This window comes from Actinomadura nitritigenes (assembly GCF_017573545.1).
In the GTDB taxonomy this organism is placed as follows: Bacteria; Actinomycetota; Actinomycetes; order Streptosporangiales; family Streptosporangiaceae; genus Spirillospora; species Spirillospora nitritigenes.
This window is the reverse complement of the sequence record NZ_JAGEOK010000023.1, coordinates 148,020-171,519: the sequence shown is the minus strand read 5'-3', so window position 1 is coordinate 171,519 and position 23,500 is coordinate 148,020. Positions and strand designations below refer to the sequence as shown.

21 protein-coding genes and 1 pseudogene are annotated in these 23,500 nt (G+C 74.9%); 12 read left to right on the top strand and 10 right to left on the bottom strand.

The features are described 5' to 3' along the window. The 6 genes and pseudogenes from J4557_RS49990 to J4557_RS32025 all read right to left on the bottom strand — a co-directional run. Positions 1 to 160, bottom strand: a pseudogene (locus tag J4557_RS49990) (deoxyribose-phosphate aldolase); the annotation flags it as partial. Next, the gene (locus J4557_RS32045) at positions 157 to 1,182 is read right to left on the bottom strand and encodes a LacI family DNA-binding transcriptional regulator (protein ID WP_208270499.1); all 1,026 of its coding nucleotides are present in this window, start codon (positions 1,180 to 1,182) and stop codon (positions 157 to 159) included. The pseudogene J4557_RS49990 and the gene J4557_RS32045, both read right to left, overlap by 4 nt. Positions 1,183 to 1,375: 193 nt before the next feature. Beyond that, positions 1,376 to 2,110 (bottom strand): ABC transporter ATP-binding protein, encoded by a 735-nt coding sequence (locus J4557_RS32040; protein WP_208270498.1) that lies wholly within the window; start codon positions 2,108 to 2,110, stop codon positions 1,376 to 1,378. Continuing rightward, the gene (locus J4557_RS51150; RefSeq protein WP_279576241.1) at positions 2,107 to 3,867 is read right to left on the bottom strand and encodes a branched-chain amino acid ABC transporter ATP-binding protein/permease; all 1,761 of its coding nucleotides are present in this window, start codon (positions 3,865 to 3,867) and stop codon (positions 2,107 to 2,109) included. The genes J4557_RS32040 and J4557_RS51150 overlap by 4 nt, the downstream gene beginning before the upstream one ends. Continuing rightward, a complete protein-coding gene (locus J4557_RS32030) occupies positions 3,864 to 4,763 on the bottom strand; it encodes a branched-chain amino acid ABC transporter permease (RefSeq protein ID WP_208270497.1) in 900 nt (299 codons plus the stop codon). Before J4557_RS32030 ends, J4557_RS51150 begins: the two co-directional genes overlap by 4 nt. Before the next feature lie 10 nt (positions 4,764 to 4,773). Further along, positions 4,774 to 5,973, bottom strand: a complete 1,200-nt coding sequence (locus J4557_RS32025) for a branched-chain amino acid ABC transporter substrate-binding protein (RefSeq protein ID WP_208270496.1) — start codon at positions 5,971 to 5,973, stop codon at positions 4,774 to 4,776. Positions 5,974 to 6,130: 157 nt separating this feature from the next. On the opposite strand from J4557_RS32025, the gene J4557_RS32020 reads away from it, so the two are divergent. From J4557_RS32020 to J4557_RS31980, 9 genes are all read left to right on the top strand, one after another. Beyond that, a complete protein-coding gene (locus J4557_RS32020; RefSeq protein ID WP_208270495.1) occupies positions 6,131 to 7,111 on the top strand; it encodes an ornithine cyclodeaminase family protein in 981 nt (326 codons plus the stop codon). 124 nt (positions 7,112 to 7,235) lie between these two features. Further along, positions 7,236 to 7,847: a helix-turn-helix domain-containing protein gene (locus tag J4557_RS32015; protein ID WP_307800326.1), complete on the top strand. Its 612-nt coding sequence runs from the start codon at positions 7,236 to 7,238 to the stop codon at positions 7,845 to 7,847. A gap of 108 nt (positions 7,848 to 7,955) precedes the next feature. Next, positions 7,956 to 9,116: an NAD(P)/FAD-dependent oxidoreductase gene (locus tag J4557_RS32010; RefSeq protein WP_208270494.1), complete on the top strand. Its 1,161-nt coding sequence runs from the start codon at positions 7,956 to 7,958 to the stop codon at positions 9,114 to 9,116. Beyond that, on the top strand, positions 9,113 to 9,427 hold the full coding sequence (locus J4557_RS32005; RefSeq protein ID WP_307800325.1) for a (2Fe-2S)-binding protein: 315 nt from the start codon (positions 9,113 to 9,115) through the stop codon (positions 9,425 to 9,427). Before J4557_RS32010 ends, J4557_RS32005 begins: the two co-directional genes overlap by 4 nt. After that, positions 9,424 to 10,866, top strand: a complete 1,443-nt coding sequence (locus J4557_RS32000) for an FAD/NAD(P)-dependent oxidoreductase (RefSeq protein WP_208270493.1) — start codon at positions 9,424 to 9,426, stop codon at positions 10,864 to 10,866. Before J4557_RS32005 ends, J4557_RS32000 begins: the two co-directional genes overlap by 4 nt. Continuing rightward, complete coding sequence (locus J4557_RS31995; protein ID WP_208270492.1) at positions 10,863 to 11,792, top strand: dihydrodipicolinate synthase family protein; 930 nt, start codon at positions 10,863 to 10,865, stop codon at positions 11,790 to 11,792. Before J4557_RS32000 ends, J4557_RS31995 begins: the two co-directional genes overlap by 4 nt. Beyond that, on the top strand, positions 11,792 to 12,793 hold the full coding sequence (locus J4557_RS31990) for a proline racemase family protein (protein WP_208270491.1): 1,002 nt from the start codon (positions 11,792 to 11,794) through the stop codon (positions 12,791 to 12,793). Before J4557_RS31995 ends, J4557_RS31990 begins: the two co-directional genes overlap by 1 nt. Positions 12,794 to 12,932: 139 nt before the next feature. Further along, positions 12,933 to 14,420, top strand: a complete 1,488-nt coding sequence (locus tag J4557_RS31985; protein ID WP_208270490.1) for an amino acid permease — start codon at positions 12,933 to 12,935, stop codon at positions 14,418 to 14,420. After that, positions 14,417 to 15,817, top strand: coding sequence for an aldehyde dehydrogenase (NADP(+)) (locus J4557_RS31980; protein WP_208270489.1), 1,401 nt, complete (start codon positions 14,417 to 14,419; stop codon positions 15,815 to 15,817). Before J4557_RS31985 ends, J4557_RS31980 begins: the two co-directional genes overlap by 4 nt. A gap of 47 nt (positions 15,818 to 15,864) precedes the next feature. Here the strand turns inward: J4557_RS31980 and J4557_RS31975 are convergent, their stop codons facing one another. Beyond that, on the bottom strand, positions 15,865 to 16,884 hold the full coding sequence (locus J4557_RS31975) for an AfsR/SARP family transcriptional regulator (protein WP_208270488.1): 1,020 nt from the start codon (positions 16,882 to 16,884) through the stop codon (positions 15,865 to 15,867). 192 nt (positions 16,885 to 17,076) lie between these two features. Between J4557_RS31975 and trxA the strand changes: the two genes are divergently transcribed. After that, positions 17,077 to 17,442, top strand: coding sequence for a thioredoxin (trxA, locus tag J4557_RS31970; RefSeq protein ID WP_208270487.1), 366 nt, complete (start codon positions 17,077 to 17,079; stop codon positions 17,440 to 17,442). 133 nt (positions 17,443 to 17,575) lie between these two features. Then, a complete protein-coding gene (locus tag J4557_RS31965; protein ID WP_208270485.1) occupies positions 17,576 to 19,075 on the top strand; it encodes a serine/threonine-protein kinase in 1,500 nt (499 codons plus the stop codon). A 1-nt stretch (position 19,076) separates the two neighbouring features. On the opposite strand, the gene J4557_RS31960 is transcribed toward J4557_RS31965, so the two are convergent. Both J4557_RS31960 and J4557_RS31955 read right to left on the bottom strand, forming a co-directional pair. After that, positions 19,077 to 19,562, bottom strand: coding sequence for a cupin domain-containing protein (locus J4557_RS31960; protein ID WP_190868874.1), 486 nt, complete (start codon positions 19,560 to 19,562; stop codon positions 19,077 to 19,079). Between the two features lie 67 nt (positions 19,563 to 19,629). Further along, entirely contained in the window at positions 19,630 to 21,006 is a 1,377-nt protein-coding gene (locus tag J4557_RS31955) for an NADP-dependent succinic semialdehyde dehydrogenase (RefSeq protein WP_208270483.1), read from the bottom strand. 249 nt (positions 21,007 to 21,255) lie between these two features. Between J4557_RS31955 and J4557_RS31950 the strand changes: the two genes are divergently transcribed. Then, positions 21,256 to 22,530, top strand: coding sequence for an MFS transporter (locus J4557_RS31950; protein ID WP_208270482.1), 1,275 nt, complete (start codon positions 21,256 to 21,258; stop codon positions 22,528 to 22,530). 53 nt (positions 22,531 to 22,583) lie between these two features. Here J4557_RS31950 and J4557_RS31945 read toward each other — a convergent pair whose 3' ends face one another. Then, positions 22,584 to 23,390, bottom strand: coding sequence for an acyl-CoA thioesterase (locus J4557_RS31945; protein WP_208270480.1), 807 nt, complete (start codon positions 23,388 to 23,390; stop codon positions 22,584 to 22,586). Positions 23,391 to 23,500 lie beyond the last annotated feature (110 nt).

Sequence of the window (23,500 nt, the reverse complement as noted above, 5' to 3'; positions counted from 1 at the left end):
ACGTGGTCAAATCCACCATCGAGATCGCCAGATCGATCGCCTCGGCCTTCGCCGACGTCTTGATCGACCGGGTGGCCAGCCGGGCCGCACGCTCCTCCGCGCCGACCTGGTCGACGCCGGGAAGCCCATGCAGGAATCCGTGCAACTCGGTCGCGGTCATCGCGTCGTGCCTGCCTTCCCGGGGGTGCGAGGCGGGGCGGTCGAGGCCCGCTCGATGATCTTTATGTCCATGACGATGCGGCGGGGGAGGTCGCGGGTCTGGCTGTCGTCGAAGCGGTGCAGCAGCAGCCGCATGGCGAGGACGCCCTGCTCGGTCATCGGGCGGTCGACGACGGTCAGCGGGGGCCGCAGCAGCGGCCCGGTGTCCAGGTCGTCGAAGCCGATCAGGCTGATCTGCCCGGGGACGTCCACCCGCATGTCGTGCAGCGCCTTCAGCGCGCCCAGCGTGGTGAGGTTGTTCGCGGTGAAGATCGCGGTCGGCGGCTCGGCGAGCGACAGCAGCGACAGGGTGAGCTGGTACGCGCGCTCCTCGCGGAAGTCGCCGATGAGGTCGAGCTCCGGCGGGATCTCGACGCCGGCGGCGGACACGGCCTCGAGGAAACCGTCCCGCCGGTACCGGCCCGGCGTGGACTCCTGGCCGCCGCTGATCATCGCGATGCGGGTGTGGCCGAGCCCGAGGAGGTGCTCGGCGGCCTGCCGGCCGCCCGCGCGGTTGTCGACGAGGACGGCGTCGAAGCTCTCCCCGTCGGCGAGGTCCCGGTCGATGAACACGACGGGGAGCCCGCTGTCGCGCAGCTGCACCGGGGTCTGCTCGTGCTCGGTGGCCGGGGCGAGGATGATGCCGTCCACCTGGCGGGCCATGTCGGCGAGCAGGTCGGCCTCGCGGGCGCCGCTCTCGTCGCTGTTGGCGAGCAGCAGCCGGTAGCCGCGGTCGCGGCTGACGGACTCCATGCCCTTCACGACCGCGGCGAAGTACGGGTTGGTGATGTCGGGGACGACGACCCCGATGGTGCGGGTGCGCCCCGACTTCAGCGACTGGGCCGCGATGTTCGGCGCGAAGCCCAGCTCATCCACGGCGGCCCGGATGGCCTCCGCCGACCTGACCCGCTGTCCCCGCAGGAACCGCGAGACGGTGGCGGGGGAGACCCCGGCCCGCGCCGCCACGTCGTGGATGGTCGCCACGTCGACTCCCGTCTGTTGCCCAGATCACTGAAACCGTTGTCAGAGAATGATTGCAGCAGGAGCGTCGGCGATGTCAAGAGGTGATCTGCCGGAATGTTGTCCGACCTGCTGATTTCGGGTCGTCCGGGCGGCGGGGAGCGCGCGGCCGCACCCAGGAACAGAAATCGGTTTCAGTAGCGGGGTGCGGCGCTGATCAGCCGGTCTCGATCACCGGGTCGCCGCCGAGGTAGGCGGCCTTGACGCGGTCGTCGCGGGCGAGGTCCGCGGCCGGGCCGTCCAGCACGACGCGGCCCGTCTCCAGCACGTAGGCGCGGTCGGCGAGGCGGAGCGTCTGGTGCGCGTTCTGCTCGACGATGAGGACGGTCGCGCCCTGGTCCCGGATGTCGCGGACGACCCGCAGCACCTGCTGCGCCGTCCGCGGCGCCAGCCCCATCGTCGGCTCGTCGAGGGCGAGCAGCCGGGGCCGCAGCATCAGCGCGCGGCCGATGGCGAGCATCTGCTGCTCGCCGCCGGACAGCAGCCCGGCGAGCTGCCCGCGCCGCTCCCCGAGCCGCGGGAACATGGCGTAGACCTCCTCGCGGCGGGCGCTCACCGCGGCGCGGTCGCGGCGCCGCAGGTAGCCGCCGAGCAGCAGGTTCTCCGCCACCGTCAGGGCCGGGAACACCCGGCGGCCCTCCGGGACGTGCCCGAGCCCGGCGGCGACGATCCGGTGCGCGCCGAGCCGGGTGATGTCGCGGCCGTCGAACTCGACACGCCCCGACCGGGCCCGGTGCAGCCCGGTGAGGGTGCGCAGCGCGGTCGTCTTGCCCGCGCCGTTGCTGCCGAGCAGCGCGACGATCTCGCCCTCGGCGACCTCGAAGGAGATCCCGGCCAGCGCCTCGACCTGCCCGTGGCGGCTGTGCAGGTCCGTCACCCGCAAAAGGGTCACCCCAGCACCTCCGTGACGAGGTCGGTCTCCGGGTCGTCGGGCACGCCGAGGTACGCCGCGATCACCCGCGGGTCCGCCCGGATCTCGCCGGGCGGGCCCTCCGCGATCGCCCGGCCGTGCTCCAGCACGGTCACCCGATCGGAGATCGACATGACCAGCGCGACGTCGTGCTCGATCAGCACGACGGCCGTGCCGAGCCCGCTGATCCGCGCGATCAGCTCCATCAGCGCGCGCTTCTCGGTCGGGTTGGCGCCCGCGGCGGGCTCGTCCAGCAGCAGCGCCCGCGGCTCGGCGGCGAGCGCCCGCGCGATCTCCAGCCGGCGCCGGTCGCCGTAGGGGAGCCCCCCGGCGGGCCGGTCCGCCGCGCCGGCCAGGCCGACGAAGTCCAGGCAGCGGCGGACCGCGTCCAGGTCGGCGCGGCGCGGCGGCCGCAGCAGCGCCCGGTCGCGGGCGAACCGGCCGATCAGCACGTTCTCGGCGACGGTCATCTCGTCGAACAGCCGGATGCTCTGGAACGTGCGGGCCAGCCCGGCGGCGGCGACCCGGTGCGGAGGCAGCCCCCGCACCCGCCGCCCGGCGAGCACGACGGTCCCCGACGACGGCGGGATCAGCCCGGTGATGCAGTTGAACGCGGTGGTCTTGCCCGCCCCGTTCGGGCCGATCACGCTCACCACCTGCCCGGCGGCGGCGCGCAGCCGCAGATCCTCGACGGCCGTCACGCCGCCGAACTCCCGGGACAGGCCGTCCACCGCCAGCAGCGCGCCCGGCCCGGCCGGGGCGGGCCGCGCCTCGGCCGGCGCCCGCGCGGGCAGCCGGAACCGGCGCGGCCGGGCGGGCCACACGCCCTGCGGCCGCAGGATCACGATGACGATGAGCAGCAACGCGAAGAACAGCCCCCGGTACTCCTGCACGGTCCGCAGCGCCTCGGGCAGCGCGACGATGACGATTGCGCCGACCATCACCCCGGGCCGGCTGCCCATCCCGCCGATGATCACCACCAGCAGGATCATCAGCGAGGTCAGGAACGTGAAGCTGGACGGGTCGACCGTGCCGAGCTGCGCCGCGTTCAGCGGGCCGGCGACCGCGCCGACGGCGGCGCCGAGGACGTAGGCGAGCAGTTTCACCCGCCGGGACGGGACGCCGACCGCCTCGGCGGCGGTGTCGTCCGACCGGACCGCCCGCCACGCGTACGCCAGCCGCGACCGCGCCAGCAGTCCCGTCAGGACCAGCACGACGACGAAGAACGCGAGCGCCAGGTAGAAGAAGCCGGCGGGCGTGACGATCTGGCGTCCCGCGACCGAGACCGGGGGGATCCCGGTCAGCCCGTTCGGGCCGCCGGTGACGTCCAGGTTCACCACCGTGATCCGGATGATCTCGCCGAAGCCGAGGGTGACGATCGCGAGGTAGTCGCTGCGCAGCCGCAGCGTCGGGTACCCGATCACGACCCCGGCGGCGGCCGCGGCGAGCACCGCGGCCGGCAGCGTCAGCCAGAAGTTCCAGCCCAGCTTCACCATCAGCAGCCCGGACGTGTACGCGCCGATCGCGAAGAACGCCGCGAAGCCGAGGTCCAGCAGCCCGGCGTAGCCGACGACGATGTTGATGCCGAGCCCGAGGATCGCGTAGATCAGGATCGTCCCGGCGACGGTGACCTGGTAGTCGTCCATCACCTGCCCGCCTGCCAGCGCGAGCACGACCAGCAGCGGCCAGCCCCCGTACCGGAGGGCCAGGTCCCGGCGCAGCGGGTCCCGGGCCCTCATGCGCGCTCCACGACGCGCTCGCCGAACAGCCCGGTCGGCCGCAGCGCCAGCACCGCGATCAGCAGCCCGAAGATGATCACATCGGTCCAGCGGGACGAGACGTACCCGGCGGCGAACGACTGGACGAGCCCGATGCATACGCCCGCGACCATCGTCCCCGGCAGGTTCCCGATGCCGCCGAGCACCGCGGCGGTGAACGCGCGCAGCCCGATCAGGAACCCCATCCCGAAGCTGATCTGCACGTAGTACAGCCCGTACATGACGCCTGCGGCGCCCGCGAGCAGGGACCCGACGAAGAACGTGACGAGGACGAGCCGCTCGACGTCGATGCCCTGCAGCCGGGCGGCGTCCCGGTCCATCGCCAGCGCCCGCATCGCGGTGCCGGTGACGGTCCGGGTGACGAACAGCCACAGCCCCGCCATCAGCGCCACCGACAGCAGCACGAGCGCGAGCTGGCCGTAGGTGACGCGGACGGTCCCGCTGAAGATCCGGCCGCCGTCCAGCACTCCCGGGTACGACTTGAACCGGGCGTGCGTCAGGTCCTTCACGCCCTCCTCCAGCGCCAGCGACACCCCGATCGCGGCGATCAGCAGCGCCAGCCGGGGCGAGGACAGCAGCGGGACGTAGGCGGCGCGGGCGATCCCGGTACCGACGAGGCCGGTGGCGAGCGCGCCCGCCACCACCGCCGCGAGCATCGCGGGCCAGGCCGTCCCGCCGGTCACGCCGAGCGTGGTGAGGACCCCGTACCCGGCGAACGCCCCGATCATGAACACGTCGCCGTGCGCGAAGTTGATCAGCCGCACCACGCCGTAGATCATCGAGTAGCCGAGCGCGATCAGCGCCAGGAACGCCCCGATGGTCAGGCCGTTCACCAGGTACTGGACGAACTCGCTCATGCCGCCGCGCTCATGACGTCTTGGCGTCCACCCAGGCGCCGCTCTTGTCGAGCTTCTTGTAGGCGGTGAACGCGCCGCTCTGCACGTGGACGGTGATGTAGAGCGGGTCGGTCCGGTCGCCCTTCGCGTCGAAGGTGATGGGGCCGGTGATGCCGGGGAAGTCCCTGACGCCGTGCAGGCCCTTGATGATGTCGGCGCCCTTCGTCCCGGTCTGCCCGATGACCTCCGCGAGGACCTTCACCGCGTCGTACTCGTAGACGGAGAACGGCCCCGGGTCGGCGCCGTTCTTCGCCTTGTAGGCGGACACGAACCCGGCCGCGGCGGGCAGGTCCTTGGCGAGCGGCGCGGTGGTGGCGATGTAGCCGTCCGCCGCGGAGCCGGCCGTCTTCAGGACGGTCGCGTCGGTCGTGGCGTCCCCGCCCATCAGCGTGAACTTCAGGCCGAGCTGCCTGCGCTGCTTCATCAGCAGCCCCGCCTCGGCGTAGTAGCCGGTGAAGTACAGGACGTCCGGCCTCGTCGAGGCGATCTTCGTCAGGACCGGGCTGTAGTCGGACTGGCCGGGCTGCAGCGCGTCCTCGTAGACGACCTGCCCGCCGGCCTGCCTCACCGAGGAGGCCGCCGCGTCCGCGAGGCCCTTGGCGTAGGTGGTGTTGTCGTGCAGCAGCGCGATCCGTCTCGCGCCGAGCGGACCGGTCATGAACTTCGCCGCGACCAGGCCCTGGTTGTCGTCGCGCCCGCAGGTCCGGAACACCTTGCCCTTGCCGCCGTCGGTGAGCGACGGGTTGGTGGAGGCGTCCATGACGAACGGCACGCTCCGCCGCCCGTAGATCGGGATCGCGGGCACGGCCGCGCCCGAGCAGTAGCCGCCGGCGACCGCGACCACGCCGCTGTTGAGCAGCTTCTGCGCGGCCTGCGCGCCCTGCTGCGCGCTGCACTGGTCGTCCGCCTGGACGATCTTGATCTTCTTGCCCTTCACCCCGCCGGCCTTGTTGACCTCGTCGGCGGCGACCCTCGCGGCGGCGAGGATGTCCTGGCCGGCGGAGGCCGAGTCGCCGCTCAGCGGCGCGGGCACGCCGATCTTGATGTCGCCGGATCCGCCGGATCCGCCCGACCCGCAGCCGGCGGCGAGCGGGACCAGCAGCAGCCCGGCGCCGGCCGCCGCGAGCCCGTGCGACCGCGCTCCGCGGCGCCGTGGTGTCGTGGACGTCATCGGTGCTCCCTCGCTCGTCAGGCGGGTTGGCAAAAGCGTGATCCGTCGACGGACGGCCGTCGAGACGACGAAGCATGCGATCTCATGTCGTGATCGGTAAGCACCGCTTGCCCTTCCGGCCTCGACAGCGCGGGGCGCGGCTCGCGAGGATCGGCGCATGGCCGACGTCCTGCTGCTGTCCGCCGCCGACGTGCGCGCGGTGTTCGACCTGCCGGCCGCGATCGAGTCGCAGCGGGCCGCGTTCGCGGCGCTCGGCACGGGTGAGGCGAGGCTCGCGCCGCGGGTGCTGCTGGACGGGCCGGACGGCGCGGTCGCGTTCAGCTACGTGTCGCGGCTCCCCGGGGCCGGGGCGGTCGCGAAGTTCGGCAGCGTCACGCCGGGCAACGCCGCGCGCGGCCTGCCGACCGTCGCGGCGCTGGTGACCGTGCAGGACCCGGTGGACGGGCGGCCCGTCGCGATCATCGAGGGCGAGGCGGTCACGACGCCCCGGACGGCCGCGGCGAGCGCGGTGGCCGCCGACCACCTCGCGGCCCCGGGCGCGTCCCGGCTCGCCGTGGTCGGCTGCGGCGTGCAGGGCCGCGCGCACGCGCGGGCGATGCCGCTCGTGCGCCCGGTCGAGCGGGTGACCGTAGCCTGCCGCAACGCGGGGACGTGCGGCGCCGCCGCCGAGCTGGCCGAGGAACTGGGCCTGCCGGTCGAGGGGACCGGGGACGTCCGCGCCGCCGTCGCCGGCGCGGACATCGTCGTCACCGCGACGACGAGTACGGAGCCGGTCGTCCTCGGCGAGTGGCTCGAACCGGGCTGCACGGTGCTGAGCGTCGGCTCGTTCGCGCCGGACCGGAGCGAGGTCGACGGCGCGCTCCTCGCCCGCGCGGCGGCCGTCGTGGTCGACGACGTGGCCACCGCCGTGCGGCAGGCCGGCCCGATCGTGGCGGCCCTGCGCGACGGCCGGCTCGGCGAGCACCGGATCCGGGCCCTCGGGCCGATCGTCGCCGGCCTCGCGCCCGGCCGGGAGGCGGCCGGCGACGTGGTCTTCTACAACAGCGTCGGCCTGGGCGTGCAGGACGCCGCGGCCGCCGCCGTCATCGTGGACCGCGCCCGCGCCGCCGGGGCGGGCCGGCGCGTCGCGCTGTCGTAGGCCGCGCGCGCCGCAGCGGGCCGATCCGCCCGGCCACGCGGCGCCGTCGGTAAACTACGTGTTCGTTAAAGCGAACGCAAGGGAAGCGGGCGATCGGCGTCCCGCGGGCGAAGGGGGCGGGCACGTGGGCGGTCCGGGCGATTCGGTGCGGGACGTGCTGGCGGGCAACCTGCGCCGCGCGCGGCTGGAGCTCGGGCTGTCGCTGTCGGAGCTGTCGCGCCGGTCGAAGATCGGCAAGGCGACGCTCTCCCAGCTGGAGGCGGGCGCCGGCAACCCCACCATCGAGACGGTGTTCAGCCTGTCGCGCGCCCTGGAGGTGCCGATCTCCGACCTGCTGGACCACCAGCAGCCGTCGGGGCTGACCGTGGTGCGCGGCGCCGACGTCGAGGTGCTGCGCGGCGAGGGCGTCGACCTGCGGCCGCTGCGCGGCATCGAGTCCGGCGGAGCGATCTTCGAGGTGTACGACCAGCAGGTCAGGGCCGACTCCCGGCAGGACTCGCTGGGCCATGTCGGGACCGAGCACACCATCGTGCAGGCGGGGCGGCTCGGCGTTCGGGTGGACGACCGGGACGTGGAGCTCGGGCCGGGCGACTACGTGAGCTTCGATGCGCGGCTGCCGCACACCTACACCGCCCTGGACGGGCCCGTCCGCTCCGTGCTGCTCCTGCAGTACCGCTCTGACCAGCGGCTTCACGCCGCGCCCGCGGAACCGCCGCACCTGGTCGAGACGCCGTGACGCCGGTCTCATCCGCGCGTTGACAGCGCGGCTGGGGCGGACATACTCTCAGGGTCGTTCGGTTTAACGAACGCCCTGGCGGGGCGTTCCGGCGCGGCGGGAGGGCCGATGACGCGGGTCGTGGTGCTGGGCGCCGGGATGATCGGTGCCGCCTGCGCCCGCGAGCTGGCCCTCGCGGGATGCGCGGTCACGGTCGTCGACCGGTCCGGTCCCGCCGCGGGCACCACCGCGCACGGCGAGGGCAACGTCCTGGTCTCCGACAAGGGGCCCGGCCCCGAGCTGGAGCTGGCGAAGCTGTCCCGCGAGCTGTGGCCCGCGATCCTGGACGGCGACCCGAACGCCGGAGCCGCCGAATGGGACCCGAAGGGCGGCATCGTCGTCGCCACCACGCCCGAGGGCGCTGGCGCGCTCGCCGAGTTCGCCGAGAGCCAGCGCGAGGCCGGGGTCACCGCCGACGAGATGGACGCCGCCGCGCTCGCCGCCGCCGAGCCCCACCTCACCCGCGACGTCGCGATGGCCGTCCACTACCCCGGGGACGCGCAGGTGCAGCCCGCCGGCGCCGCGACCGCGCTGCTGGCCGCCGCCGTCCGCGCCGGCGCCGAGCTGCGCACCGGCTGCGAGGTGCTCGGCGCCGCCCGCCGCGGCGGGCGGATCACCGGCGTCCGCACCTCCGGCGGGACGATCGAGGGGGACGCCGTCGTCAACGCCGCCGGACCCTGGTCGGGGGAGGTGGCGAGGAGGCTCGGCGTCCGGCTCGGCGTCCGGCCCCGGCGCGGCGAGGTGCTGGTGACCGCGCCGATGCCGCCGACCGTCTTCCACAAGGTCTACGACGCCGACTACGTGGGCGCCGTCGGCAGCGCCGCCGAGGACCTCCAGGCGTCCGCGGTCGTCGAGGCGACCCGCGGCGGCACGATCCTGCTCGGCTCCTCGCGCCGCCGCGTCGGGTTCGACGACCGGATCCGCCCCGAGGTGCTGTCGGTCATCGCCGCCAAGGCGCTCCGGCTGTTCCCGGCGCTGGCCGGCGTGCCGGTGATCCGGGCCTACGGCGGGTTCCGCCCGTTCGTCCCCGACCATCTGCCGGTCATCGGCGCCGACCCCGGGCTCGACGGCCTCTGGCACGCCACCGGGCACGAGGGCGCCGGGATCGGGCTGTCCGCCGGGACCGCCGCCGTGCTGCGCGACCTGATGCTCGGCCGCGAGCCCGCGATCGACGCCGCGCCGTTCCGCGCCGACCGGCCCGCCGTCCAGTCCGAAGGAGAGAACCTGTGAGCGCGAGACTCGTGCCCGCGGCCGGGGACGCGGCCGGGCGCCGCCCCGACGTCCCGCTGCGGATCACCGTGGACGGCGAGCCCGTCGACGGCGTCGCCGGGCAGACGATCGCCGGCGTGCTGCTCGTCTCCGGGCGCCGCACCTGGCGGTCGGGGCCGTCCGGCGCCCCGCGCGGCGTGTTCTGCGGGATCGGCGCCTGCTTCGACTGCCTCGTCACCGTCAACGGCGTCCGCGACGTGCGGGCCTGCCGCCGCCGCGCGCACGACGGCGACGCCGTCGCGACCCAGTCCCGGGCGGAGGACGCCCGATGAGCCGCCGTGTCGTGGTCGTCGGCGCCGGGCCCGCCGGGCTCGGCGCGGCGGCGGGCGCCCTGCGCGCCGGCGCGGACGTCACGCTGATCGACGCGTCCGAGCACCCCGGCGGCCAGTACCACCGGATGCTCCCCGACGCGTTCGCCGCCGCGCACCCCGGACGCCTGCACCACGGCTGGCGCGGCTTCGAGCGGCTCCGCGACCACGTCCTCGGGCATCCGCGCTGCGACTGGTGGCAGGAGAGCACCGTCTGGTCGATCGAACGGCTCGACGAGGGCACGCCGACCGTCCACGTGCTGCGCGGCGAGGCCGACACCGCAGGACGCGAACGCCGCGTCCTGCGCCCGGACGCGCTGGTCCTCGCGCCCGGCGCCCACGACCGCGTCCTGCCGTTCCCGGGATGGGAGCTGCCCGGCGTGTACACCGCCGGCGCCGCGCAGGCGCTCGCCAAGGGGGAGCGCCTGGTCGTCGGCGACCCCGTCCTGATCGCCGGTTCTGGACCGTTCCTTCTCCCGGTCGCCGCGTCGCTGATCGAGGCCGGCGCCACCGTCCTGGAGGTGCTGGAGGCCAACCCCGCCGCGACCGTCGCGCGCGGCTGGGGCCGCCGCCCCTGGGAGCTGGCCTCGCAGGCCGGCAAGGCCGGGGAGCTCGCCGAGTACGCGGGGCTGCTGGCCCGGCACCGCGTCCCGTACCGGACGGGCCGCGCCGTGATCGAGGCCCGGGGCGACGGGCGCGTCGAAGAGGCGGTCACGGCGCGGCTGCGTCCCGACTGGTCGGCCGTCCCCGGCACCGAGCGCACCGTCCCGGTGGACGCGCTGTGCGTCACCCACGGCTTCACGCCGCAGCTCGAACTGCCCGTCGCGGCCGGCTGCGCCCTCACCCGCACGCCCGGCGGCGCCTTCGCCGAGGTGGACGCCGACCAGCGCACCACCGCGCCCGGCGTCTACGCGGCCGGCGAGATCACCGGCATCGGCGGGGCGCCCGCCGCCCGCACCGAGGGCCTGCTCGCCGGCTGGATCGCCGGGGGAGGGGACCCCGGCGCCCGCGAGGCCGGCGCGCTGCGCCGCCGCCGCGACCGGGCCCGCGCGTTCGCCGCCCGGCTCGCCGCCGCCCATCCGATCGGCGCGGCCTGGCCCGGCTGGCTGCGGGACGAGACCGTCGTCTGCCGCTGCGAGGAGACCACCTACGGCTCCCTGTGCCGCGCGGCCGGCGAGAAGGCGAGCGGGTCCGCCCGCGCGGTCAAGCTCGGCACCCGCGCCGGGCTCGGACCCTGCCAGGCCCGCGTCTGCGGCCCCACGGTCGCCGAACTGCTCTCCGACACGGTGCCCGGGGCGAACCCCCACCACCGGCCCATCGCCCAGCCCATCCGGCTCGGCGAACTCGCAAGTCCCCCGACCGAGAACACACCGAACCCCGACAAGAAAGAGAGCGCCCGATGAGCGACACCAAGCTCCTGAGCCTCGGCGGCGTCATCGTTGCGACGGCGCTGCCCTACTACGAGGACGCCACCGCTCCCGCCGGGCTCGCCGTCGACTACGGCAAGTACGCCGAGCACTGCCGCTGGCTCGTCGACAACGGCTGCCGCGGCGTCGGACCGAACGGCTCCCTCGGCGAGTACTCCTCGCTGACCGACGAGGAGCGCCGCCGCGTCGCCCGCACCGCCGTCGAGGCCGTCGGCGAGGACGGCGTCGTCGTGGTGGGCGTGCACGGCCCCGGCTCCCACCAGGCCAGGCACTGGGCCGAGCTCGCCGCCGAGGACGGCGCGCACGGCGTTCTGTGCCTCCCGCCGACGATGTACCGGGCCAACCGCGGCGAGGTCATCGCCCACTACGAGGCGGTCGCGTCCGTCGGGCTGCCCGTCATGGTCTACAACAACCCGATCGACACCAAGGTCGACCTCACCCCCGACCTGCTCGCCGAGATCGCGCAGATCGACGGCATCGTCGCGGTCAAGGAGTTCTCCGGCGACGTCCGCCGCGTCCTGGAGATCAAGGAGAAGGCCCCCGGCCTGGAGGTCGTCGCCGGCGCCGACGACGTCACCCTCGAAGCGCTGCTGATGGGCGCCACCGGCTGGTTCGCGGGCTTCCCGAACGTCTTCCCGGCCGAGTCCGCGCTGCTGTACGAGCTGGCCACCACCGGGAGGCTGGAGGAGGCCCGCGCGCTGTACGAGCCGCTCGTCGCGGCCTTCCGCTGGGACTCGCGCACCGAGTTCGTCCAGGCGATCAAGCTCGGCATGGAGCAGGTCGGCCGGTACGGCGGCCCGTGCCGCCCGCCGCGCGGCCCGCTGACCGGCGAGCACCGCGCCGGCGTCACCGCCGACATGGCCCGCGCCATCGAGGCCCTCGCGCAGCGGCAGGCCGCCTGATGCGCTCGGTCCGGTCGATCACCGCGGTCGACTCGCACACCGAGGGCATGCCGACCCGCGTCGTCACCGGCGGCGTCGCGCCCATCCCGGGCGCCACGATGGCCGAGCGCCGCCGGCACGCCGTCGAGCACCTCGACGGGCTGCGCCGGTTCCTGATGGACGAGCCGCGCGGCCACCCCGCGATGAGCGGCGCGCTGCTCCAGCCGCCGACCCGGCCGGACGCCGACTGGGGCGTCGTGTACATCGAGGTCAGCGGGTTCCTGCCGATGTGCGGGCACGGCACCATCGGGGTCGCGACCGTGCTGGTCGAGACCGGGATGGTCGAGGTGACCGAGCCGGAGACGATCGTCCGGCTGGACACCCCGGCCGGGCTCGTCGAGGCCCGCGTGGCGGTCCGCGACGGCGTCGCCGAGAACGTCACGCTCCGCAACGTCCCGGCGTTCGCGCTGCGCCAGGACGCCGCGGTCGACGTGCCGGGCCTCGGCGAGGTCCGCTACGACATGGCGTACGGCGGCAACTTCTACGCCATCACCGAGCTGGAGCGGCTCGGGCTGCCGTTCGACCGGGCCCGCAAGGACGACATCCTCGAGGCCGGACTGGCGATCATGGCGGCGATCAACGACGCCGACCGCCCGGTGCACCCCGGCGACCCGCTGATCGGCGGCTGCAAGCACGTGCAGTTCCTCGCGCCCGGCTCGGACGCGAAGCGCTCGCGGAACGCCATGGCGATCCACCCCGGCTGGTTCGACCGGTCGCCGTGCGGCACCGGCACGTCCGCCCGGATGGCGCAGCTGCACGCGCGCGGCGAGCTGCCGCTGCACACCGAGTTCGTGAACGAGTCGTTCATCGGCACCCGGTTCACCGGCCGGCTCGTCGGCACCGCCGAGGCCGGCGGCCTGCCCGCGGTGATCCCCGAGTTCACCGGCCGCGCCTGGATCACCGGCAACGCCACCTACCTGCTCGACCCCGCCGATCCCTTCCCCGAGGGCTTCGTCCTCTAGGCCGATCGGCCTCTCCCGTTCCGGGGCCGCGGCCCCCGTCCGGGCTCTTCACGGCGGCCGGCCGAGCCGGCCGGCCGCCGCACGACCCACCCCTTGGTAACCCCTGACCCATCCGGGAGGGACCGTCATGTCCCAAGCCATGCCGAAAACGCCCCCGTCGGCCGATCCGGCCGCACGCGGGCTGTTCACCCGAGCGGGAATCTTCCGCCTGAAGCCGGTCGACTCGTCGGAGGAGGAGACCGCCGGCGGCCTGCGCCGCACCATGGGCCTGTGGCAGCTCGTCGCGCTCAGCCTCGGCGGGCTCGTCGGCGCGGGCGTGTTCTCGCTCGCCGGCGTCGTCGCGCACGACGACGCCGGCCCCGGCGTGATGATCTCGTTCCTCATCGCGATCGTCGCCAGCAGCGCCGCCGCGCTCTGCTACGCCGAGTTCGCCGGCCTCATCCCGAAGGCCGGCTCCGCCTACACCTACTCCTACGCCGCGCTCGGCGAGGCGATCGGCTGGGCGATCGGCTGGGACCTGCTGCTGGAGTACACCGCGATCGTCGCGGTCGTCGCCATCGCGATCTCCGGCTACCTGTCCTACATCCTCGACCAGGCCGGCCTCGACCTGCCGCACTGGGCGCTCGGCGCGCCCGGCACCGGCTCCGGCCACAAGGTCGACCTGTTCGCCGCGCTGCTGTGCCTGCTGCTGGCGTTCGTGCTGTCGCGCGGGACGAGGGAGTCGGCGCGGTTCGAGACGATCCTCGTCGTCGTGAAGCTCGGCATCGTCGCCCTGGTCGTGATCGCGGGAGCGTTCCACATCTCCGGCGGCAACTTCAGCCCGTTCCTGCCGTTCGGCATCGGCGGCGCGATCTCCGGCGCCGCCACCACGTTCTTCGCCGTCTACGGCTACGACGCGATGAGCGCCGCGGCCGAGGAGAGCGCCGAGGCCAAGAAGGTGCTGCCGAAGGCGATCGTCATCTCGCTCGCCATCGCGGCCGTCATCTACCTGCTCGTCTGCATCGTCCTGCTGGGCATGCAGGACTACCGGCACATCGACGTCAAGAGCCCGTTCTCCAGCGCGCTCGCCTCCGTCGGCCTCGCGGGCCTCGGCACGGTCGTCGCGGTCGGCGCCGTCATCGGCATCACCACCTCCGCGCTGGCGAACATGCTCGCCGTCACCCGCGTCTGGTTCTCGATGAGCCGGGACGGGCTGCTGCCCGCCTACTTCGCGAGGAACCACCCGAAGCGGCAGGTGCCCGATCGCGTCATCTGGCTCGTCGGGATCGGCTCGGCCGTCATCGCCGGGTTCCTGCCGATCAAGGAGGCCGCCGACCTCACCAACATCGGCATCCTGATGGCGTTCATCGTGGTCGCCGTCGCGATCATGGTGATGCGCCGGACCCGGCCGGACCTGCCGCGCTCGTTCCGCACTCCCTGGGTGCCGCTGGTGCCGCTGGTCGGCATCGGCTTCTCGATCTGGCTGATCGCCAACCTCGACTGGGTCACCTGGGTCCGGTTCGTGGTCTGGATGCTGCTGGGCCTGATCGTCTACGCGTTCTACGGGTACCGGAACTCGGTGGAGAATCGGGGACCGGGGACCGTCCGCACCACCCCGCACGCCGGGGACGAAGGGAGCACCTCATGACACCGGACCAGGCCGTCGCCGCCGCCGTGTCCGCCGCGGCCGGATGGGCCGCGGCCCCGCCCCAGGAGCGCGCCGAGGGCCTGACCGCGATCGCGGACGCCCTGGAGGCCGCCCGCGCCGAGCTGGTCGCCCTCGCCGACGAGGAGAGCCACCTCGGCGAGACCCGGCTGAACGGCGAGCTCACCCGCACCACGTTCCAGCTGAGGCTGTTCGCCGACCAGGTCAGGGAGGGCGCGTTCTACGACGCCCGCATCGACCGGCCCGACCCGCAGTGGCCGAGCGGGCCCCGGCCCGACCTGCGCCGCTACCGGACGGCGCTCGGCCCGGTGCTGGTGTTCGCCGCGAGCAACTTCCCGTTCGCGTTCAGCGTCGCGGGCGGCGACACCGCCTCCGCGCTCGCCGCCGGCTGCCCCGTCGTGCTCAAGGCGCACCCCGGCCACCCCCGGCTGTCGCGCCGCACCGCCGAGATCATCGCCGGCGCCGGGCTGCCGGACGGCGTGTTCGGCCTGATCGAGGGCGAGGCGGAGGGCGTCGAGGCGCTGCGGCACCCCGGCATCGCCGCCGCCGCGTTCACCGGCTCGGAGAAGGGCGGCCTCGCGCTCGCGAGGATCGCGGCGGAGCGGCCCACCCCGATCCCGTTCTTCGGCGAGCTCGGCAGCGTCAACCCGACCGTGGTGACGCCGCGCGCCGCCGAGACGCGGGCCGACGAGATCGCGCAGGGCTACGCCGCGTCCCTCACCCTGGGCGCCGGGCAGTTCTGCACCAACCCCGGCCTGCTGTTCGCGCCCGAGGCGCTGGTGGAGGAGATCGCCGAGCGGCTGCGCGGCGTCGCCGCCGCGCCGATGCTGAACGACCGCATCGAGGCCGGCTTCCTGGCGGTCTCCGACGCGCTCGGCGGCCGCCCCGGCGTCCGCCGCGTCGTCTGGCCCGAGGACGGGGCGTCCACCGCCCCGCGCCTGCTCGCCATGGACCTCGAGGCGTTCCGCGCCGACGCCGACGCCGCCGGGCAGGAGTGCTTCGGCCCGCTCGGCCTCGTCGTCACCTACGACGACCTCGCCGACGTCGCGGACGCCGTCGCGGCGCTGCCCGGCCAGCTCACCACGTCGCTGCACGCCGAGCAGGACGAGACCGGCGACCTCGCCGCGCTCACCGGCGTCCTCGCGGACCGCAGCGGGCGCGTGCTGTGGAACCAGTGGCCCACGGGCGTCGCCGTCAGCTACGCGATGGAGCACGGCGGGCCGTACCCCGCCACGACCGCGCCCGCCACCACGTCGGTCGGCACGGCCGCGATCGAGCGGTTCCTGCGGCCCGTCGCCTTCCAGGGGTGGCCGCAGGAGCTGCTGCCGCCGCCGCTGCGCGACGACAACCCGTGGAAGGTCCCGCAGACCGTCCACTGAGCGGAGCGGCCGGAGCGCCGGTCCCCGGGCCGGGGACCGGCGCTCCGTCAGCGGGAGCCGAGGGCGCGCAGCAGCTCGCCGGCCGCGTCGTCGAGGGCGGCGATGAGCCGACGCCCGGCGAGGATGCTGTGGCACAGCGCGGCCCGCTCGGCGTCCTCCGCCGGCAGGTCGGCGTCCAGCGCCCGGATGAACCGCTCGAGGACCTCCGCCGGACGCACCGGCGGCGCGAGCGCCGGGTCGCCCGCGAGGATCGCCCGCTGCAGGTCCCGTAGTCCCGGGCCGGGATCCAGCCCGGCCTCCTCGGCGAGGGCCCGCCGCGCGTCGCCGAAGGCGCGCAGCGCGTCCGCCTGCCGTCCCGACCGGTACAGCGCCGTCATCAGCCGCGCCCACAGCTCCTCGCGCAGCGGGTGCCGCGCCGTCAGCGCGGACAGCTCCGGCACGAGCGCCGCGTGCCGGCCGAGCCGCAGCTCCGCGTCGATCCGGTCGCGCAGCGCCGCGAGCCGTGCCTCAGCGAGGCGCCGTGCCTCGGCCCGCACCAGCGGCACGTCCGGCACGCCCGCGTACGCGTCCTCGCCGCGCCAGGCGGCCGCCGCGTCGCGCAGCAGCCGCTCCGCGCGGGCGTCGTCGCCCCGCCGGGCCGCCGCGCCGCCCTCCCGGACGAGCCGCTCGAAGGCGTGCGCGTCCAGCTCGCCGGGCCGCACCCGCAGCAGGTAGCCCGGCCCCGTCCGCACGATCCGGTCCGGGTCGCCGAGAGCGCGGCGCAGCCGGTGCACGTACGACTGGACGTTCTTCGTGGCCGACTTCGGGGGCTCCTCGCCCCACAGGGCGTCGACCAGCGTCTCCAGCGCGACGGGCCGGTTCGCGCCGCACAGCAGCGCCGCCAGCAGCCCGCGTGTCTTCGGGGTGCCGAGCCGCACGGGCCCGGCCGCGCCGCGCACCCGCAGCGACCCGAGCACCTCGAAGCGGACGGCGGACCGCGCCGCCGCACCCTCCCGGGCGCCGCCCGGCCGCCCCGTCGCGGCGATCCCGGCGTCACTCGCTCTGACAAGGACTCTCGTACCCGACATGAGCCGCCTTCCAGGACGGGATGAGCCTCGTTCCGGACGGTAATGAACGCCGATTTCGTCTCGCTTACACGGCGCCCTGACCCGCCCGTACGGGCGTAATCGCCCGTCGCGCGGCACCCGCGGGGCCGCGGGGAATCGCGCCGCCCGGGCCGGTGTTGCCGTAGCAGTAAGGACCCTGAGAGGAGAACGGTGATGGCTACGAAGGCCCTGACGCGCGAGACGTTCGACGAGACCGTGGGCGGCGACGGCATGGTGCTGGTCGACTTCTGGGCGTCCTGGTGCGGGCCGTGCCGCCAGTTCGCCCCCGTCTACGAGCGGGTGTCGGAGAAGCACCCGGACGTGGTGTTCGCCAAGGTCGACACCGAGCCCGAGCAGGACCTCGCGGCGGCCTTCCAGATCAGCTCGATCCCGACGCTGATGGTCGTCCGTGACCGGGTGGTGCTGTACTCCCAGCCGGGCGCGCTGCCCGAGGAGGCCCTGGAGGACCTCATCTCGCAGGCCCGCGCCCTCGACATGGACGAGGTGCGGCGCGAGGCGGAGGCCCACAAGAGCGCCTGACCCGCCCTCACTCGCCCCGGCCCGCGCACCGCGCGGGCCGGTCGCCTGGCCGCCATCGGACGCTTCGCGCCCGCGGCGGCCGCCGGCCCCCCGCGTTGTGCACCATGTGAGGCAGGCGACCGGGGGAGGCGACATGGTCAGGCGCGACGCGCCGCTCGGCCCCCTGGAGGCGGGCGACCCCGTCGCCACGGGGCCGTACACGCTCCTCGGCAGGCTCGGGTCGGGCTCCATGGGCCGCGTCTACCTGGGCCGCTCCGCGGCGGGACGGCTCGTCGCAGTCAAGACCATCCGGGCCGAGCTGGCCCGCGAGACCGACTTCCGCACCCGTTTCGCGCACGAGGCCGCGGCGGCGCGCCGGGTCAGCGGGGTCTACACCGCGTCGGTCGTGAACGCCGACCCCGACGCCGAGGTGCCCTGGCTCGCGACGGCGTACGTCCCGGCGCCGTCGCTGGAGCTGCTGGTCGCGGAGGCGGGGCCGCTGCCCGTCGCGGCGGTGCGGTGGCTGGCGGGCGGATGCGCGGAGGCGCTCGAGTCGATCCACGCGGCGGGCCTCGTCCACCGCGATCTCAAGCCGTCCAACGTGCTGGTGTGCGCGGACGGGCCGCGGGTGATCGACTTCGGCCTGGCGCACGCGCGGGAGCGGGCCCGGATGACGCTCAGCCGCGTCGCGATCGGCACCCCCGCGTTCATGGCGCCCGAGCAGGCGCAGGGGTCGCGGGTGGTGACGGCCGCGAGCGACGTCTACGCGCTGGGCGCGACCCTGCTGTACGCGGCGACCGGGCACGGCCCCTACCGGGGCGAGGGCGCGCTGGAGCTGATGGCGCGGCTCGCCACCCTGCCACCGGACCTCTCCGGGCTCGCCGTGGAACTGGAGACGCTGGTGCGCGGCTGCCTGGCCCGCGACCCCGGACGGCGGCCGTCGGCCGGCGACGTGCTGGCGTCGGTGGCGGAGTACCTGCGCCACGGGCGTGCCGAGCCCGGCCTGTCCGGCACGGCGCTGGGCCTGGTCAGGGACTACGCGGCGGGGCCGCGGCTCCCGGTCGCCGAACCGGGGCAGGAGAGCGCCGCGCCGGGCGCGGAGGACTCCGTGCCGGCGCGGGAGCGTCCGCCGGTGGTCATCGGAGGCGCGCGGGACGGCCGGTCGTCGGCCTCGTCGGCGCGGACGTTCTTCCGCGAGCCCCGCAACACGGTCGCCTCGGTGGCCGCGATCGTGCTGATCGGCGTCGGCGCGCTGCTGGCCCGGACGTTCTGGTCGGGCGGCGGCTCCGCCGGGACGTCCCCGGGCGCGGGACGGCCGCCCGCCGGGAGGCCGGCGGAACCGCCGGTCCCGCTGGGCGGCGCCGGTGACCGCCCCACCGGGAACCCGCGGATCGTCGTCAACCAGTCGCAGGGCGACGGCGCGACGGTCTTCGTGGTGCACGGGGCGGGCTGGCGACCGGGGGAGCGCATCCAGGTGAGCCTCGACGGTCGCGGCGAGCGCCCCGGCCCGGTCGTCGACCGCATGGGCACCTTCAACTATGCGGTGAACCAGGGCCACGAGTTCGTCGCGGGCCCGCTGCCGCCCGGCGCGCACACCTTCTCCGCCGACGCCGGGGGCGCCCCCGCCCGCACGACGTTCCGGGTCGTCCCCTAGGTCAGGACCGGGCCTCGGTCCATTCGGGGCTGTCGAGGAAGTGGTTGTCGAACCGCTCCTGCGACTCCAGCAGTTCGTCCAGCGTCGCCTCGCCCTTCCCGAGCCGGCCGAGCAGCCGGAAGTAGTCGAACCGCTCGACGCCCGGCGTGATCACGATCAGCAGGTCGGCGGTGCTGCCGGGCTTGGCGGCGAACGCGTGCGCCATCCTCGGGGGCACCACCACGAGGTCGCCCTCGCCGGCCTCCAGCACCTGCTCCCCGGCGAGGATCTGCGCGGTGCCGCCCAGCATGTAGAACAGCTCGGTGGACCCGGCGTGGTAGTGGGGCGTCGCCCCGTTCCCGCCGGCGGCCAGCGTCACCCGCTGCGTGCTGAGCGCGCCGCCGGTGCTGCTGGAGTCGGCGAGCAGCCGCACCGCCGCCGGCACGTCCCCGATCGTCTCGGCCTCGTCGCCCCGGACCACGACCGCGCCCTGCTCGATCCGCGTCATCGCGCCACCTCCACGCCCAGCCTAGCCGTTGACGATCAAGGCCGCCGCCGATCGGAGCCGTCGGCGCTCAGGCCGCCCACACGGTCTTGACGTTGCAGAACGCGTGCATGCCCTGGGCGGACAGCTCGCGCCCGTACCCGGACCGCTTGACGCCGCCGAACGGCAACTCGGGGTAGGACGTGGTCATCCCGTTGACGAAGACCTGGCCCGCGTCCAGCTCGCGGGCGAACAGCTCCCGCTCGCCCGCGTCCCGCGTCCAGGCGTTGGACCCGAGGCCGAACCCGGTGGCGTTGGCCAGCTCGACGGCCTCCTCCGCGCCGTCCACCCGGAACAGGGACGCCACGGGCCCGAAGACCTCCTCGTGGAACATCCGCATGTCCCGCGTCACGTCGCCGATCACCGTCGGCGGGTAGTACCAGCCGGGACGGTCCGGGCGCTCGCCGCCGCACAGCACCGTCGCGCCCTTGCCCACCGCGTCGGCGACCAGCTCCTCGACGTCGGCGCGGCCCTGCTCGCTGACCAGCGGGCCGACGTCGGTGTCCTCGTCCATCGGGTCGCCGACCTTCAGCGCCCGCATGTTCGCCACGAACAGGCGCTCGAACTCGTCGGCGCAGCCGCGGTCGACGATGAACCGCTTGGCGGAGATGCAGCTCTGCCCGTTGTTCAGGCAGCGGGACGTGGCCGCCGCCTCCGCGGCCGCGGCGAGGTCGGCCGACGGCATCACGACGAACGGGTCGCTGCCGCCGAGCTCCAGCACCGTCGGCTTGACCTCGTCCCCGGCGATCGCGGCGACGGACCGCCCCGCCGGTTCGCTGCCGGTCAGGGTGGCCGCCTTGACCCGCGGGTCGCGCAGCACCCGCTCGACCTTCGCCGAGCCGATCAGCAGCGTCTGGAACGCGCCCTCGGGGAACCCGGCGCGGCGGAACAGGTCCTCCAGGAACAGCGCGGTCTGCGGGACGTTCGAGGAGTGCTTCAGCAGGCCCACGTTGCCCGCCATCAGCCCCGGCGCGGCGAAGCGGATCACCTGCCAGAGCGGGAAGTTCCACGGCATCACCGCCAGCACGGGCCCGAGCGGCTGGTAGCGGACGTAGGCGTCCCGGGCCCCCACCGCCTCGCGGTCGGCCGGCCGGTCGGCGAGGAACTCCGCGGCGTGCGCGGCGTAGTACCGGCACGCCTTCGCGCACTTGCGCGCCTCCCCGATCGCGGCCTTGAGCGTCTTGCCCATCTCGGTGGTGAGCATCGCGCCGATCTGCTCGGCCTCGTCGTCCAGGATGCGGGCGGCGGCGTTCATCCACTCCGCGCGCCGCCCGAGGTCGGTCGTGCGGTACGCGGCGAACGTCTCGGCGGCCCGCCCGATGCGCCGGTCGATCTCCTCGTCGGTCAGCGCGTCGAAGGTCTTCTCCACGTCCCCGGTCGCGGGATTGGTGGTGGCGATCGTCGTCATGTCCGGATGCTCCCTGGGTGTCCGCCTGTTCATCGGGGACGTGCCCGTGCGCCCTCCCAGGAAACACGGGGGCGGACGGCCGCGCCGCGCGGGATCCCCGGGGTGGCGGGGGCTCCGGGCCGGTTCGCCGCTGCCCGAGGCTGACCTGGTCAAACGTGACATGGCTCACGCACTTCCCTTGACCGGAACGTTCCACGGAACCGGTGGCGTTTAACCCCCTTTGAAGCTGCCTTTGAAGGGGAGAGGACCTTGGCGATCCCGGTGATGCTGCGCTCGATGCGCCATCACAACTACCGGCTCTGGGCCACCGCGGACTTCGTCTCGATCACCGGGACGTGGATGCAGGTCCTGGCGATGAACTGGCTCATCCTGTCCATCACCCACTCGGCCACCAGCGTCGGGCTGGGCCTGGTCCTGCAGGCCCTGCCGACCATGCTGCTCGGCCCGTGGGGCGGGGTGATCGCCGACCGCCTCCCCGCCCGGTACGTCGTGGCGGCCGGCCAGATCGCCCAGGCGGCGCTGTCCACGGTGCTCGCGGTGATCGCCGCCGGCGACCCGTCCGGCACCGGCGGCCTGTACGCGATCTCGCTGGCGTCCGGCATGGTCACCGCGATGACCTCGCCCGCGCTCGGCCGGTTCGGCGCCGAGGTCGTCGGACCCGAGGACCTGTCCAACGGCCTGGCGCTCGGCTCGGTGCTGAGCTCCGGCGGCCGGATCCTCGGCATGAGCCTCGCCGGCGTGATCATCCCGCTGGCGGGCGTGCCCGGCGCGTTCGCGGCCAACGCGGTGAGCTTCCTCGGGGTGCTGCTCGCGATCGGGCTGATGCGCACACGGGAACTGCACGTGCTGCCGCCCGCCGAGCCGGGCGAGCGCGGCATCGTCGCCGGGTTCCGGTACGTCCTCGGCAACCCCCGGCTGCTGATCATGTTCGGGCTCGCCTTCGCGCTCGGCAGCCTCGGCCGCAACTACCAGGTGACGATGGCGGCGATGAGCCAGGGGCCGCTGCACGCCGGCGCCGCCGGCTACGGCGCCCTGTCGGTGCTCTTCGCCGTCGGGACCGTCCTCGGCGGCGTGTACGCCGCGTCCCGCACCCGGCTCCCGCTCCGGCTGCTGCTGATCACGGCGACGATCTGCTCCGCGGGCCAGCTCCTCAGCGGCTTCGCGCCTAACCTGGCGCTGTTCGGCGCCGCGATGCTGCCGATCGCGGCCGGTGCCGTCGTCCTGGACACCACCGTCGCCACCCGCGTCCAGCTGGACAGCCCCGGCCACCTGCGGGGCCGCGTCATCGCCGCGCAGGGCATGGTCGGCGCCGCGTCCGGCGCGGTGGGCGGCCCGGCGCTCGGCGCGCTCAGCGACACCCTCGGCCCCCGCGCCGCGCTCATGCTGGCCGGCGTCGTCTGCCTGGCCGTCGCGTCCGCCGCCGCCTACGGCTTCGCCCGCGTGCGCCGCACCGGCACGGCCGCCGCGACCACGCCGGCTCCGGCGGTCGCGCCGGCGCCGGCGCTGGTCGCCGCCAAGGCCTGACGATCCCGGGATCACGTCGCCCCCGCGCGCACGGCGCGCGGGGGCGACGTGGCTCAGCCGGTGGCGGGCCTCAGGAGCGCCTCCTGGGCGATGGACGCGACGAGCGTGCCGTCCGCCGTGTGGAGCGTTCCGCGCGCGAGTCCCCGCGCCCCGTGGTTGGTCACCGGCTCCACCGAGTAGAGCAGCCACTGGTCCACGCGCGGCGCCCGGTGGAACCACATCGCGTGGTCCAGGGTGACGGCGGTGACGAGCCGCTTCGGCGAGCCCGGCGCGCGGGCGCTGCTCACCACCCCCATGTCGGACAGGTAGGCCAGCAGGCACGCGTGCAGCGCGGGGTCGTCGCCGACCGGCCGGTCCGCCCGGATCCAGAACGGGTGCGGCATGGGGAACTCGCCCTCGCCCGGCGGGTTCACCACGCGGATCTCGAACCCGATCGGGTGCTTGAAGAACCCGGGCAGCGTCGGCTCCGGCAGCCCCTCGGGCTCCGGCGTCCCGGACGGGCCGGGCGGCTGCCAGTCGAACCCGTCCTCCGGCTCGTGGAACGAGGCGATCAGCTCCAGGATCGGCTTGCCGCCCTGGCTCGCGGTGACGTGCCGGGTGGAGAAGGACCGCCCGTCGCGGGTGCGGGCCACCTCGAACCGCAGCGGCTCCTCGGGGGCGCCCGGCCGGATGAAATAGGCGTGGAGCGAGTGCGGGGGGCGCCCGTCCGCGGTGCGGCAGGCGGCCCGCAGCGCCTGCCCGGCGACCTGCCCGCCGAACAGCCGCGGCCGCCCCACCGACGGGGAGTCCGCCACGAAGACGTCGCCGCCCAGCGCCGTCAGCTCGAACAGCCGCGCCATGTCCCGCGGGACGCCGCCCATGAACCCTCCCGTGAACCTTCCGGAACCCGTCCGGCCGCGTACGGCGCCGACCCTATCCGCGCGGCCGGACCGACCGGTCGTCCGGGTGGGAACACTCCCCGGTCGGGGAG